This window comes from Methanospirillum hungatei JF-1, from assembly GCF_000013445.1.
In the GTDB taxonomy this organism is placed as follows: Archaea; Halobacteriota; Methanomicrobia; order Methanomicrobiales; family Methanospirillaceae; genus Methanospirillum; species Methanospirillum hungatei.
Genome location: NC_007796.1, coordinates 2,108,794 through 2,123,384 on the forward strand (window position 1 = coordinate 2,108,794; position 14,591 = coordinate 2,123,384).

The following is a 14,591-nucleotide window of genomic DNA, read 5'->3' on the forward strand; positions in this document are numbered from 1 at the left end:
CATCAGATGCGAAATTATGCAAGAGATTTATCAATATGAAAACCTACATCTCTCCCATCGGATTTGATACAACTCATCTCCTCGCTTTGTTAGTACGATTTGGCATAGAGTCTCATGATGTAGTAATCCTGATACGACCTATTGAGGATGATGACCGTTCATTCCGTGCAATTGAAGAGATACAGGAGTTAATACGGAAGATAGGCGATGACATTACTATTAAAATCCTCAAGGTTGATCATCGTGATTTTACCAGCATGGTATATTCCTTCGTATGTACTCTCAACGATTCAGCAGGAAAACCTGGAAGTAATAATAAATTACATGTAAATCTCTCTGGTGGGCCAAGAGAGATACTTACTGCACTAACAGCTGCCTGTATGGCTTTATCTGATAAGATACATACTGTAACCTCTTTCTCAGATATTGATCGAGAACTGCATATCATCTCTCTCCCTCATATCGCAAACTCGCCTGACGATAAAGAGTATCAGATCTTATGTGATATCAAAAATCATGGCCCTACATCTTTTGCAGATATTGCTTCTCGATTGCAAATTTCTGAAAGTACCATCTCGCGCCAATGTTCACGACTTTCAGGTCTTCAGTGGATAACGATTGAATCAAGAGGAAAAAATAAATTCGCGACTATCTCTCCTTCGGGTGAGATCATGATTATTCGATATAATCCATCTTATGATGAGTAAATAATACAATAGGCCATCAATTGCAATAACGAAGCCCTTCCTCTTAACCCTCTATCCTCTGATATCGCCCATCAACTCGCATTTCGGATGAGAATTATAAAACCATCTTTAAGGATTGATAATAGGAAGGAGTTTTGGAGGGTAAAAATATATTCCAGGATAGAGAATACTATCCAGTGGGGTATCCACAAAAGGATGATCTTCGCTATCCCCATCAATGCATACGTTACCATTTCCTTACTCACCGGGGCTCCTTACTGTATATTGACCCGGTACAGAATTCTCAAGATTTCCTTCAAAGTTATCCTCTCTTCATTGAATTCCGACACCATGAGAGGAGAAAAATTTTATCCTTGATGTAAGATAGATATCTTGATCCAACAGTCTTTCCTTTGGGGATTATACGGTTGATTGAACTCAAACTAGGTATCGACGAGGTTCTTTAATTTATTATCCGCACGGCATGTTTTCCGACATTACAGAGGATTTCAGGAAGATTGAAGGAGACTGGCAGGTTAGCTCTGGATACCAATGCGATTATTGAATGAGATGTTCCTCTGGCATCTCGTGATAGTCATTTTTCTTTAGTTCAAGATTTGAAACTTGTTCAATGGGACGAATGAATACAGATATCTGCTGGTTGTTACCTCATTTCAATAATCTAAAGAATTATTAGACTTTTTTTGTATACAATAATCTTTCACCTTCCACCTACCAGATAGTACCAGACCCAATCCACTCACCCACAGATGTATCTCCCTTCAGACGAAACTGGTGAGAGAACAGATGAATCTTATACGGCGTACTGTCCTGAAAAACAGACAGCCTGGGGACCTATCCGGAGGCTGATACCATCATTACCCTGCATGCCCTCATATCACCCCATACCTCTGGCATTGCCCTGTTTGGAGTTTCTGGAGACGAAGATTCTTTCCGTACCATCACCCTCAGCCATCGTGACCTCTATCCTCATGCTCTCCCGCATTACCTGCTTGCCGAGACGATTCAAAAGATAACCGGCATCTCCTCACAATCCTTTCACCGGGCTACCTGGACGATTCATGCCCCGGCACCCTCACCTCAAATTCCCCAGACCAATTATTGTGAACCAGAATTCAGGCAGGCACTCCTCTCCCGATATACCCTTCCAGGTCTCATCATCCCATACGAAATCTGTCTTGAGACGCTCACCTCCCTTCGGGCATCACCAGATATTCACATAGGTGACTCAATAGCCTGCCTCCTCACTCTGATGGAATCAGCATATATACTGGTCAGGGACGGAAAGTTCAAACCAGTCCTCACCCTGACACCAGAAGGATATCAGGCAGACTGGGTCCCGGCCCTCCTCCCAGATGATCTCGTATGGCTGGCCCGGTATGCAGCCGCTATGCCGCCGGTCATGCGATATGCCTCTCCCCTGGAGGAACTGCCCGAACCTATTCGAAAACCGGAGCAAATCATCTTTGCTGGCCTCTCCGGGATGATGGAGACCATTATCCGGCAGGCACTCAGACAGCACCCTCCATCGATCCGGCCAGGAAAGCGGATGATGGAACAGGAAAAAGATGCCCTTGCCTTCATGGCTCAACTCACCGGAAAAGACCTGAATACGCGGGAACATGAATTGGATCCGATCTTTGCAGAGAGGATGAATCACTGGCTTTCGTTTCGAAGAGAGGGATATATGCCCTTTCATACCTGTATCATCGTACAGGAACCAGGAGGGGAGGACCTGGAACCCTGGACGATACGCCTGTGTATGCGATCAGAAGCAGATCCTGATCTCATCATCCCGGCAGGGACTATCTGGAACCTTCCCGAAGAATCAGGCGGAATCCTCCCCCCTGGGCCGGTTCTCATCCAGGAACTCCTCTCCGGACTTTCCCAGGCAGCATCAGCATCTCCTATCCTGAAAGCCTGCCTGTCCGGGTCGAATCCGACGACCGGGGAGATTACACTAGCCGATGCAGCGACTTTTCTTACCACAGAGGTTCTTGCAGTCAAAGACAAGGGATTTGACGTCATCCTCCCGTCATGGTGGACCGATGAGAAGTACAGGCCCCGGATAGAACTTGGTGCACAGAAGAAAGGGCCGGCTCACCCCCATGGGATGCTCGGAATATCAGAGCTTATCTCGTTTGATTACCGGATTGCCATCGGTGATGAATCAGTCACTCCTGAAGAGTTCTGGCAGGCAGTCAGACAAAAGACGCCGATCATCAAAGTGAAGGGACGGTGGATTTATGGGAATGCAGGTGCCCTTTCCACTGCACTCTCACAATTTGAGCGGCGGTACATCAGGGGAAAATCACAGGCAGGGGATCTCATCCGGCTGTCGGTCGGAGGATTTGATGGTCCGATGACTGTTCAGGTCAGGGGAACAGACGAATGGACCAAAGACATACTTACCATGCTCCGTTCTACCCAGGATACTGCCGAATTTCCAATCCCACAAACCCTGAACGGTACACTCCGGCCATACCAGGAGATCGGTCATGCCTTCCTTCTGCGATGTACTGAGCGGGGATTTGGAGCCTGTCTTGCCGACGACATGGGACTAGGAAAGACCATTCAGACGATTGCCTGGTTTTTATCATTAAAAGAACAAAAGCCGGATATTGGTCCGGCTCTCATCATCTGTCCGATGTCAGTTGTAGGAAACTGGGAACGGGAGATAAAACGGTTTGCTCCTTCTCTGTCGGTCTGGATCCACCATGGCATATCCCGGTGTCGTGGGGATGAATTCATCGCCCATATCGGCCGGTATGACCTTATTCTGACCACGTACAACCTGGCAAGCCGGGATATCGATCATCTCCTCCCGGTCAGGTGGTCTGCAGTCATCCTTGACGAGGCTCAGAATATTAAAAATCCGAATACGCTCCAGTCCCAGGCGATCCGGGAGCTGACTGCTGACCGGAGAATAGCCCTGACCGGTACACCAGTGGAGAACCGGCTCCTTGAACTCTGGTCTATCATGGACTTTCTCAATCCCGGATACCTGGGGTCGCAGCATGCATTCCAGTCACGGTATGGCCATCTGTCAGGAACAGAACAGGATAAACATGGGACCACAGAGCTTCGTCTGCTCATCAGGCCGTTCCTTCTCCGACGGATGAAGACCGACACGTCAGTGATTGCTGACCTTCCGGAAAAGATGGAATCACGGGTTTTTTGCACGCTTACCCATGAACAGGCGACCCTCTACCAGGCGGTTGTCGAAGATATGGCACAGTCTCTTGAGACGGTAACCGGACTTGCACGACGGGGTGTCATATTCCGGGCCATCACCAGACTGAAGCAGATCTGCAATCACCCCGGTCTTTTCATCCATGATCGGGGGGTTCTGCCCGAACGATCAGGAAAAGTCTCCCGACTTCTTGAGATGCTGGAGGAGGTCAGTGAAGAAGGAGATTCGGCCCTTATATTCACTCAGTATGCTACGTTTGCAGAGTATCTTGCCCGAATACTCGAGGAGAGGTTTTTAATACCGGTATTCCTCCTCACCGGGAAGACCTCACGACGTGAGCGTGAACGACTGGTCAGGGAGTTTCAGTCATCAAAAGAGCCATCATTCTTTGTGATATCATTAAAAGCAGGAGGGACCGGGCTGAACCTCACCGCTGCGACCCATGTATTTCATGTTGATCGATGGTGGAATCCTGCAGTTGAGGACCAGGCGACGGACCGGACCTACCGGATAGGACAGAAGCAGAATGTGCAAGTACACCTCATGATCGCTGCCGGAACACTGGAGGAACAGATTGACCGGATTAATGCAGAAAAACGGATTCTGGGACGGGAGGTTCTGGCACAGGGAGAGGATCTCCTCACCAGTCTCTCAACAGAGGAGTTACTTGATATCGTCTCACTCCGTGATGCGGTGCTCTCCGGGGAGGAGGAGGAATGACGAGAAAGATGTGGTGGCAGATTCCAGGCACACTCCCGGTCAGTAAAAAGATTACCCTGCAAAGCCAGTACGGGCCGGTTGGGAAGAACTGGTGGGCCTCCCGGTTTGTATCGGTCCTTGAGGAGTATGGAGAGAACGGACGACTCACCAGGGCAAAACATTGTGCCAGGAACGGGTTTGGGAATTCCATCCGAATCGGTCCGGGTGAGATGAGTATGGGGATCTGTTGCAGCGGAACAGCAACCAGACCTGTAGGATTGTTATTCCCCCGATTCTCCAGGGAGGTCTGGGACAATGTCATCGATACGATCACCAACGATGCTGCCCTGACCGGCTCACTCATAACCGGAGAGTTCTCGCGGGATCTTGTGGATACGCTGGAAAAGAAGGAGATATTTCTTATTCCTGACCAGTATCGGAGTGTTCGTGCCTACTGTCACTGTAGTGATGATCAGAACCCCTGTATCCATATCGCCGCTGCATGGTATTATCTTGCCGAGGTTCTGGATGAGGACCCCTGGATACTGTTTCTGCTTCATGGGATGACGAAGGAAGAGGTGATAAGCCGGGTACAGACGTGCCGGCTTCAGGTATCCCATCCGGCTGTCGGGTCTGATGTGACAGCAGGAATGGAGCAGAAGACCACTATTCCGAAGACCGGTGATACCCGGAGTTTCTTCTCATGCATCGGGGAGAGTGATGAGGTCCTGCGTCCGGTACCGGAGCGAAAGGTGTCGCCCATCCTGCTGCTTGGACCGGCCCCGTACCGGCTCGGAGGGAAGAATCTTGAGGAGCGGATAGAGAAACTGTATCCGGTTATCGGTGCGTATGCGAAAGGAGAGATGGATCGGATGAGGGAGAAATCATCCCGTCTGCGCCATCGATGAGTCTCAAGGCCGATTCGGATCTATTTTATGGCAATAAAAGAGATATCAGGTATGGATTATACCTTCCAGGATATCCTCAACCAAATCTTTGATAAACAGAAGAGAGATTATCTTACCATTACAGAGTTGAAAACCTCCCTCCCGAAAAACATTGAAAATTTCCTGGGGCCTCAGCCAAAAAAAGGAACCAATAAGAAATTTATCGAGAGATTAAAACCCCATCTTTCGGAGGCCTATACAATACATAAAAAAGGAGCCAGCACCTACCTTCTCCGGGCGCCAATTCAGGATATTATCCACGCATATATCGTTCAAAAAACCTCTGTAAGCATAAGGAACGTCTCAAAAAAACTTCCATTTCAAAAAGAGCTGATCGCCGATGCATTAAACGCCCTTGTCCAATCCGGGGCTATACAGCTGAAGATTGTTCCCACGTCACGGGATTATATGATACAGATCCTCGTCCCGGAACGGCCGGATCCCTTTCGTGAGATAAAAAAGGCATACGATACCATCAGAATGGGCAAAAATTATGTCAAGATCTTTGCACTCCGCAGATTTCTCAACTGGCCAAAGCATGTATTTGACTCAGTTATTCAGTCATTATGGGATGCAGGAGTCGTCGAACTTCAGGCAAGTGATCCCTACCTCCTCACCGAGGATCAACGAGCCGACTCCTACATGGATAAAACACATACCTTGCGTATTCTTCTCATCTGGAGGAATGAATGAAGAATCCACGGGAGATATTGCAGGAAAATAACCCATTCTCATCACACGCCCAACCAGACCCCTGGGTGAATCAGTTTCCCACCATCTCATCCATCAATGGTGATGCCTTCACACACATCACCAGCATTATTGCGTATAAACAGAAACACCCCCATGATCCGGTTGGAATCCTGGTAAACGGTGAAGCAGGAAGCGGAAAGACGAATATGATCGCCCGCATACGGGAGTACTGTCAAAGTACTTCTTTTGACGTGAAATTCTCAACAATACGGCCTATCATCAACTATAACGCTCCAATACAGCATCTATTCCATGGAATAATCACCAACCTCTCTCACCCCCTCAAAGACTCATTTCGGTTTACCCAGATTCACGCCATGCTCTTCTCGATGATATCGGAGTACATCAATCAAAAAGAAGAGTATAGAAAGTTATTCCAGCCATTCAAAGACAATCCGGAGAAATTCTTTACACATTTTTCAGAGCATGAAAAAGAGCGAAATATCCTCTACAATCAGGTGCAAACCTGGATAATAGACAAGATACCGGATATCGATCATCTCTTCATCAGGTTACTCTTTGCGTGTGGTGACAAAGACCTGTTTCACCCTGCACGCAACCGGCTCCTTGGACAGATTGCAGACCCTGACGATGCATCCCTTTTGAATATCCCGTTCAAAGAGTTGTCAGAAGCTGAAGCAGAGGATGAGGCGAGTACATTTCTTAAATCACTCGGTCTTCTCCTGACCTTTCTCAATCAATGCCTGATCGTCTGCTTTGATCAGCTGGAGAACCTGTACACGGGAGAGCATCAACGATCATTCGGACTGATGAATCAGATTATCCTGAATGAGACCTCTGCCATCCTTCCCCTTGCCTTCATGAGAACCCTTTACTGGGAGAGATTTGAAGAGATACTGGATAGATCAGTGGTTGATAAGATCGGGATGAATCAGGTTGATCTTCGTGGATGCACAGAAGAACAGATAACGGAGATCATCACCTCCCGTATCAGGACTGTATTTCCCGATACCTGGAATATGCTTACAGACTGGCTTATCCCACAGGTATTACGGGAATTATCATCCCGTGGAAAATATCCCTCTCCCCGTGAGGTCATCAGCACCGCGAATACGATCATCAGGATGAAGGATGAAAAGGGGACCACAAAAGAGATCCCCCTTCCTTCTCCGGATCAGGTCATCAGATCGGCATGGGTGCAGGAGCATGATCAGGTCCTCTCAGATCTGGATGCATGGCCGCCTGATTATGAACAGATAACCAGTGCTTTGCAGATTTATCTCCAATCACACAGGGTTGCATTCACCTGTACCAGGGAATCCAGAAAGAATATCATAACAATCAATCATACCTCGAAGAATTGCAGAATTATCATCAATACCAATAGCAATCATAGCAGCATCGGTTCAGGTTTTACAAAGGGGATACAGTATCTTACGAATAATCCAGGCTCTTTATGCCTGTATCTGACTGATCCCAGATGTATTGTGACCAAACCGACATGGACCCAGACAAACCAGAAGAGAGAGGAATTTCTTGCCGCCGGAGGGCGGATTATACAACCATCAGAAGGTGAGATCGCACGGTTTTATGCCCTGTATTCCCTCGTCTGTAAGGTCAATGAGGGAGATATTCAGATTGAGACTATCCATGGTCTTCGTCCGATAATTCGGGATGAACTCTCAGCCTATGTCGGGAATAAGGAAGCATTTCCATCCCTTATACCAGCAATTCCTGCAGGAGTTCCGGGAAAGGTCCCTATAGACATTCCTTCACAAGAGAAGCATGAAAAAGTAGACTCAAAAATGCGGGAGATAACAGATAACGCAGTACACACCGCTCTATGCACGATCCTGTATTCCCGCCCGATGCACATCATGCGGGCCGATATACTCGTCCAAAGTCTTCAGGAGAACGGAATCTCCATGACTTATGACGAACTCATCATATGGTGTGGAAGACACCCGGCTGCATATAAGATAATACCCAATCAGCAGGGTTCATTGATCATCGCAACAGGAAAAGGGCCCATATGCAAAGACTCTTCGTAAGTGAACTCCATCTCTGCCAGCACTGCCCACGGCTCTTTGGATATGCCTGCAGGGGCGAGAAGGATGCATGGAGGGTCGGACAGAAAGGATCAGGAAACCTTCCCGGGAAGCGGTTTCATACCTTCGCAGATCAGGTTTTTCGACATATTACGCAGGAGAAGACAAGCCAGCATGCCTTTATCACCGCACTTCAATCACCTGATCCTGATAGTGCAGAATCAATTCGAGAGTTTATCAAGAATGAGTTTTTCATCCCATATCTTACAAAACATGCCCCTCGCCTCTCACATGAACAGATAGAGGCATTTGCAGTCGCATGCGACCGATGGATACGCTATCTCAGAGTCTTCATCTCCCCTGACGGGACGGGTATTGAGGATCCAAAAAAACTCATATCAACCATATTTCACTCATCAGAATACACCATGAGTTCTGATTTTCTATGTGACGATGGAGAAGTGGTGAAAATAAGCGGAAGGCCTGATGCTCTTCTTTTTGATCCTGGGACACAAGAACCGGTGGTTGTAGAGTATAAGGGGAGAAAAGAGTCAGATCCAACGCAGGATCTTGCACAGACCTCACTGTATGCATGGCTCGTCTCCCGGTCAATCGGCATCACACCACGGGTTGATATGCTCTATCTTGAAGACCCCGTCCCCCTCGTCAGATATGACTCATCTGCGATACACACTCTCATAGGAAATCATGCATCACTCATCACTCTTGCACGACGGATTAAAGAAGGCCATCTCCCGGTTCCCAGATGTAAGGACCCTGACCTGTGCAAAATGTGCCCCTATACCGCATGTGACACTGACTTTGAAGTGATTCGTCCTAATACGCCACAAAAACAGGAAGAAGAAGTCAAACCGACGGATACCCGAATCCCGCATGATCTCTCTCTTGGAGAGGCATATCTCTCCAGGTTGGTCGAGACCCTCCATCTGCTTTCAATTCCGGTTCTCCCGGCAGGATTTATCTTCGGACCGCGATTTATCAGGCTGAAGATTATCCCTGATCTCTCGAAAAGAGTCACGTTTTCCAAGATTGCGAACCGTGCGGTTGATATCCAGCTTGGATTATCGCTATCCTTTCCTCCCCTTATTCAGGCACAAAGCGGGTATATCAGCTGTGACGTACCCCATGATACCTGGCAGCCATGCGATGTCAGATCCCTGATCCGGGATGGAAAACCATCATCCAGGTCAGTCTGTCCCTTTCCGATCGGGAGAAGAATAGACGGATCGGTCATGATGGGCGATCTGGCAGATCCGGTTATGACCAGTTGTCTTATCGGGGGGACATCCGGATCAGGAAAGAGTGAACTTATCCGGTCAATCGTCATCGGAAGTACACTCATGAACCCGAAAAACCAGGTCTCATTCATACTTATCGATCCAAAACGAGTGACATTTACCGATTTTCTCTCCTTCCCATCTCTCTTCATGCCGGTGATCATGGATCCAGATATGGCTATCACGACCCTTGATGCATGTGTCAGAGAGATGGAGGAACGGTATATTCATCTGGAAAAAACGGGGTTTACGAACATTTCAAAGTACAATACCAGGCAACCTGAACCGATGACCCGCCGGATCATCGTTATTGATGAGTATGCGGATCTTATCATGAACCGGGTCACGAAAGAGGCTCTGGAGACTGCAATTCAGAAGATTGGACAGAAAGGAAGAGCGGCAGGGTTTCATCTGATTCTGGCCACCCAGCGACCTGATGCACGGATAATCACCGGCGTCATCAAAGCAAATCTTCAACTCAAGATTGGGCTGAAAGTTACGTCTGCATCTAATTCACGAATCATTCTCGATGAATCCGGAGCAGAATGTCTGGCAGGATATGGAGATATGCTCATCGGCGGGAGTGTTCCGATACAGCGATTACAGGGAGCCCTGGTCTCATCAGGTGATTTTTCGGCGTGTGGAAAGAAATAGTGAACTGTTTATACCATAAAACATTTTTGGAAGGATACATACAGGGTATTCATGATGATAGGGATTGGCAAGAATTGCAGGCGGTTCGATACGATACAGACAACTATTGAGGGACTTTCAGATTCTCTGCCAGACTATCCAGCATAAGAATACACCCCTCGAGGATCGGCGGTGAATTATCAGCCTTGAAAAAAAATCGATTCTCCTTCTGATTGTATCATATCTATCTATTGAAAGAGGTTCTTGTTGAGGGTAGTTTTCGGCTCAATACCATAACTCTTCCTCATTTCTTTGATGCAGAGATCAATCAGAGTAGACACAAACCCCGATGGGACAGTGCTTTTCATATCTTCAGAATCCTTTCTATCGTATTTTACACCAGGGGGAAGAGAACCCGATCTACCGGGGACTGATGGTACTTCGTCATCTTCATCTTCATCCGAATCCTGAAGATCACATTCTTCATCTTCCTCCATGTATTTCTCAAAATACCGGTCAAGCAGTTCATACAGTTCTGGAGAAATGATCTCATCGCTCGTCCACCCTTCAGGGTACCACCTGACGAGGCGATCAGGTTCTTCAGCAAAGTATTCTATTCCGAACAAGGGCGAGTCAGGGATGACCTGAATCTCCTCGTAACTGCAATTATGATGAGGGAGGCAATGTTTACAGATGAGAGGAGTCCCCCCTTCATGATAACACTCATCACAAAAAAAATCGGCTTTCGATCCGCAGATGTCACAATCATAAGGTATCCGTGAATTTCTGGCAACAACACAGATAGAATCATGAGCCGGGGTATATGCTGGCTGTCTCTCCATAACAACCAGATGGAGTACCGTTGGTGAGAAGAAATTACAGGTATACGTACAGGTCATCCCAGGTCTGAAGACCTTCCCCACGCGTACCTTCATCCCCGAACTGTCAGGATATGAGGTATACTCTTCTCCTTCAATAGTAAATGAACTTATGTGGTCATCTCCCATCCATATATCCTTCAGGAGAAGGTCGATATCTTCAAGGGTTGCATCAGGGAGAGAGGAAAGATACATCCAGTATTCAGGGTGGCCTTCAGCGGTAACCTCTATCAGATAAGCAGAAGGTTTTGGAGATTTCTTTTTCTTGTGTGATATCAGATGTACCTCAGCAGATTTTCTGGAGATATCTTTTCTGCATACGAGACATTGTCCGGGTGATGAAGGTAAGAGAGTCATTCAGTCAGGATACTGATTGAATCTCACAGTTAAAAAACCATGCACACCTACGAGACTGTCAATCTGTTCCAACGAATAGTAACAATCAATGACCAATATTTACCTCTACCAGTTTTTTTAAAAACGGGAATTTCGTATTTATTTTAGTTAATCCTAGTAACCCATCAAAAGTAGAGAGATGATCTCGTGTAATTCGAATCAACATTGAATTCTTCACACCACCTGAAACATACAATACAGAAAAAAGGTGAAATATCCCCATTATCCATGAAGTATTAATACTGACATAATCCTACGGAAAGGATCATAATGAACAGAGTGATTCAGAAATGCACATTATTTTTCACTTGAAACCGACAACCCTTCATAATAGGTTTAACTCCTAAAAGATTATTGAAAGAGATTTTTTAACTTGAGAAGGAAGTTGATTGAATTATTCCATATAATAAAATAGATATGTATACCTGAAAGAAAGAGAAAGGGTTTAAATTAATAGTGAAGGTGACATTCTCATCATTCCAATATGAATATTCGAAAAATATTCTTTAGAGCATGATTATTCTGTGGATATTTGGGCGTCTCCATTCTTTTAACTTTGGTATTTACGGTATATCGTTTTCCTATGACCTGCTTCAATTACCAGAAGCATCAGTTTATTATCAAAAATCTCAAGGATGGCCCGATATTCTCCAGTCCTCAATGAATACAAGCCCTTTGCCCTCCCTTTGAGGGGTCCAAGTTTCTCCCGAGGATTTTCAAGTAGTTCAAGTTCTGCAAAAGCAACCTCAAGAGATCTCCGGGCAAATTTCGGAAGCTGTGCTAAGTCACGTTCTGCTCCTTTCGAGATGAGTAACGTGAACTTACTCAAATGAATCTCCTAGATCTGCCATCACTTCTTTCAGTGTCTTGCATCTTCCAGTCCTGAAATCTTCTCTCGCTTCTGCAATCCTTTGAAGAGTCTCCTCGCTGAGCGGTTCATCATCAATGTCACAGGCAATTTCAAGAAGTTCAGCAATAACCCGGTCATCAGTCATATCAGAAGAACCTCGGAATGCAATCAACTTTTCATATGTTGAATCGCTTAGGGATACCGTGACTGTCATACAAGTGTATTGTTTTTATGGAAAATATGCATTCCCCTGAGAGGTGAGCATGATACTCATAAATCTCAAATTCGAACAGGAATGAAAAGAGGCAGATAAATAGGTACAATCATGAATAAAAACCAGGTTCATATGACATATACAGATATGTATGCATAAATAACGGGAGTTTATTATTTCTTACGGTAGACATTATCTGAACTCCTTTCTCAACATCAGGAATGATCACCCTGATTTATCAATATCCTGAATACCGGAAACAACATACCTCTATATATGAGCCAGTCAACACCATCCTGGCGGGCTATAAAAACAAGTCTGGCCGGAATGGATGCTAATTCCCTCATATCTCTCATTCATGATCTCTATGCCCTGAATAAGGAGAACAAAGAGTATTTGCAGGGAAGAGTAGGTGGGGAAGCAGCATATGCCAGTCTTCGTGAAAATGCAGCCAAAAAGATAAAACATGAGTTCTTTCCGGAACGGAGATTTGGAAAAGCCAGAATTGCCCCGGTTAAAAAGGGGATAGACGAATATAAGAAAGCAACCGGAGACCCCATTGGAACTGCTGATCTGACCCTCCAGTTTATCGAACAGTTTGTGAAACTTTGCCGGGAATATGGGGGTGAGGAACAGTCAAAATTAGATGCACTCAGTGTTGCGATGAAAGAATTGCTTAAAATTCTTGAGTCATGTCCTGCAATAATTGTGGTTTTTTATTATTGCATTTTTTTTCGTAAGTGAATTTGAGCCATTACGAAACATCGGTTTACCACATTTTGGGCAGATTGGTAGATTTTTAGAAAGAAAACTCTATTTTCGAAACATAACTGATAGAGAATTGACTAAAAATTGGATTTAAAATTTAATTATGACGGTAACTATTTAAAGTATATACGGCTCACACATTATTATATATTAAATTTGAAAATATATCTCCCTATGGATATCTTGTTTTCAGTTACTGTGATCAATCACTTGTTATTTCGACACGGCCGAAAAATATAATACACCTAAAAAGGACATATAATTGACTAAATGTTGGGAAAAAGCATATTTTTATGGTTATCCCTATTTCGTCATGAGGTTAAGATGACCAAAATTATAAGTTTTCTTCTGGTTGCAATCGTGATTCTGGCAATAGTATCGTCCCCAGTTTATGCAGTGGTGAATAAAATCTCACCCGGTGATAAGGTATTTTTAGGTGAAAGTGGACTAGACCTGACCGGTTTTATTGATGGACCGGTAATGATTGCATGGTACCATGATCCCTGTAATTATGGAATCATTGGAGGGTATCGTGGTTGTGTTCCTCCGGAAGATGAAACCCCCACAATAATAAAAAAAATTGAAGACCCAGCAGACTTTTTTGTGAAACCAATTGATTTTGTATGGTTTCCAGGTGAATGGTATCTCTGGGACGGAGAAAAACATGGTGATGTTGTTTTCATCATCGAAGAACCATCAATTTCGATAAACATCTGGGATAGCACGAAACAAAGGGATATTACTAATAAAGCAATTCCACAAGGAAATTATGTCGATTTTCTTATTGAAACAAATATGGATAGTGTCACCAAACGGGAAGGGTATAATGAAGAGGATGCACCATTTTCAATTTTCATAAAACTTGGAAAAGATGGAGATATTATTTCAGAACTACCGGGGAAGGACAATGCAATGATTTCTTTATTGCAACTCCCGGTTGATAAAAACAAGTGGTATTGGGTTGGATTAGATGAAGATCATACAAAAGCTGCCAAAGGAGATGGATGGAATACTGGTGATCTATCAGTATTACCCGGAGAATACTGGGTATGGGCTGAATCTAATCTGAATGGTATGATTGATAATTACCTAGCACCAGATGGATCGACATGGACTTCAAAAACCCAAAGTTCGGTTAAAAAGATAAAGATAACCGAGGAACCAGGCACTGTATCTAAACCAACACATACTGTGGGAAAACCAATATATGGCGGGCAAACAGACTAATTCCCGGTGAAAAAATTGA

11 protein-coding genes are annotated in these 14,591 nt (G+C 45.3%); 8 read left to right on the forward strand and 3 right to left on the reverse strand.

Annotation, left to right across the window (positions count from 1 at the left end):
- Positions 1 to 35 precede the first annotated feature (35 nt).
- The 6 genes from csa3 (at position 36) to MHUN_RS09745 (ending at position 10,260) form a co-directional block, all read left to right on the forward strand.
- Entirely contained in the window at positions 36 to 707 is a 672-nt protein-coding gene (csa3, locus tag MHUN_RS09720; RefSeq protein ID WP_011448847.1) for a CRISPR-associated CARF protein Csa3, read from the forward strand.
- Positions 708 to 1,959: 1,252 nt separating this feature from the next.
- Positions 1,960 to 4,620 carry a DEAD/DEAH box helicase gene (locus MHUN_RS09725; RefSeq protein ID WP_011448848.1) on the forward strand — a complete coding sequence of 887 codons (2,661 nt, stop codon included), beginning with the start codon at positions 1,960 to 1,962 and terminating at the stop codon, positions 4,618 to 4,620.
- Positions 4,617 to 5,507 (forward strand): SWIM zinc finger family protein, encoded by an 891-nt coding sequence (locus MHUN_RS09730; protein WP_011448849.1) that lies wholly within the window; start codon positions 4,617 to 4,619, stop codon positions 5,505 to 5,507. The genes MHUN_RS09725 and MHUN_RS09730 overlap by 4 nt, the downstream gene beginning before the upstream one ends.
- Before the next feature lie 27 nt (positions 5,508 to 5,534).
- Positions 5,535 to 6,239 carry a hypothetical protein gene (locus tag MHUN_RS09735; RefSeq protein WP_011448850.1) on the forward strand — a complete coding sequence of 235 codons (705 nt, stop codon included), beginning with the start codon at positions 5,535 to 5,537 and terminating at the stop codon, positions 6,237 to 6,239.
- Positions 6,236 to 8,311, forward strand: a complete 2,076-nt coding sequence (locus MHUN_RS09740; protein WP_011448851.1) for a hypothetical protein — start codon at positions 6,236 to 6,238, stop codon at positions 8,309 to 8,311. The genes MHUN_RS09735 and MHUN_RS09740 overlap by 4 nt, the downstream gene beginning before the upstream one ends.
- Complete coding sequence (locus MHUN_RS09745; RefSeq protein ID WP_011448852.1) at positions 8,293 to 10,260, forward strand: FtsK/SpoIIIE domain-containing protein; 1,968 nt, start codon at positions 8,293 to 8,295, stop codon at positions 10,258 to 10,260. Before MHUN_RS09740 ends, MHUN_RS09745 begins: the two co-directional genes overlap by 19 nt.
- A 227-nt stretch (positions 10,261 to 10,487) precedes the next feature.
- On the opposite strand, the gene MHUN_RS09750 is transcribed toward MHUN_RS09745, so the two are convergent.
- From MHUN_RS09750 to MHUN_RS09760, 3 genes are all read right to left on the reverse strand, one after another.
- Complete coding sequence (locus MHUN_RS09750; RefSeq protein ID WP_011448853.1) at positions 10,488 to 11,474, reverse strand: hypothetical protein; 987 nt, start codon at positions 11,472 to 11,474, stop codon at positions 10,488 to 10,490.
- A 589-nt stretch (positions 11,475 to 12,063) separates the two neighbouring features.
- Positions 12,064 to 12,342, reverse strand: a complete 279-nt coding sequence (locus MHUN_RS09755; protein WP_011448854.1) for a type II toxin-antitoxin system RelE family toxin — start codon at positions 12,340 to 12,342, stop codon at positions 12,064 to 12,066.
- A complete protein-coding gene (locus tag MHUN_RS09760; RefSeq protein ID WP_011448855.1) occupies positions 12,335 to 12,577 on the reverse strand; it encodes a hypothetical protein in 243 nt (80 codons plus the stop codon). The genes MHUN_RS09755 and MHUN_RS09760 overlap by 8 nt, the downstream gene beginning before the upstream one ends.
- Before the next feature lie 276 nt (positions 12,578 to 12,853).
- On the opposite strand from MHUN_RS09760, the gene MHUN_RS17600 reads away from it, so the two are divergent.
- Both MHUN_RS17600 and MHUN_RS09770 read left to right on the forward strand, forming a co-directional pair.
- Complete coding sequence (locus MHUN_RS17600; RefSeq protein ID WP_011448856.1) at positions 12,854 to 13,321, forward strand: hypothetical protein; 468 nt, start codon at positions 12,854 to 12,856, stop codon at positions 13,319 to 13,321.
- A gap of 348 nt (positions 13,322 to 13,669) precedes the next feature.
- The gene (locus MHUN_RS09770; RefSeq protein WP_011448857.1) at positions 13,670 to 14,572 is read left to right on the forward strand and encodes a DUF3821 domain-containing protein; all 903 of its coding nucleotides are present in this window, start codon (positions 13,670 to 13,672) and stop codon (positions 14,570 to 14,572) included.
- Positions 14,573 to 14,591: the final 19 nt, after the last annotated feature.

Bases quoted from the DNA above. Each gene is read 5' to 3' on its own strand.
- csa3 (WP_011448847.1), top strand. From the start codon at position 36: ATGAAAACCTACATCTCTCCCATCGGATTTGATACAACTCATCTCCTC.
- MHUN_RS09725 (WP_011448848.1), top strand. From the start codon at position 1,960: ATGGAATCAGCATATATACTGGTCAGGGACGGAAAGTTCAAACCAGTC.
- MHUN_RS09730 (WP_011448849.1), top strand. From the start codon at position 4,617: ATGACGAGAAAGATGTGGTGGCAGATTCCAGGCACACTCCCGGTCAGT.
- MHUN_RS09735 (WP_011448850.1), top strand. From the start codon at position 5,535: ATGGCAATAAAAGAGATATCAGGTATGGATTATACCTTCCAGGATATC.
- MHUN_RS09740 (WP_011448851.1), top strand. From the start codon at position 6,236: ATGAAGAATCCACGGGAGATATTGCAGGAAAATAACCCATTCTCATCA.
- MHUN_RS09745 (WP_011448852.1), top strand. From the start codon at position 8,293: ATGCAAAGACTCTTCGTAAGTGAACTCCATCTCTGCCAGCACTGCCCA.
- MHUN_RS09750 (WP_011448853.1), bottom strand. From the start codon at position 11,474: ATGACTCTCTTACCTTCATCACCCGGACAATGTCTCGTATGCAGAAAA.
- MHUN_RS09760 (WP_011448855.1), bottom strand. From the start codon at position 12,577: ATGACAGTCACGGTATCCCTAAGCGATTCAACATATGAAAAGTTGATT.
- MHUN_RS17600 (WP_011448856.1), top strand. From the start codon at position 12,854: ATGAGCCAGTCAACACCATCCTGGCGGGCTATAAAAACAAGTCTGGCC.
- MHUN_RS09770 (WP_011448857.1), top strand. From the start codon at position 13,670: ATGACCAAAATTATAAGTTTTCTTCTGGTTGCAATCGTGATTCTGGCA.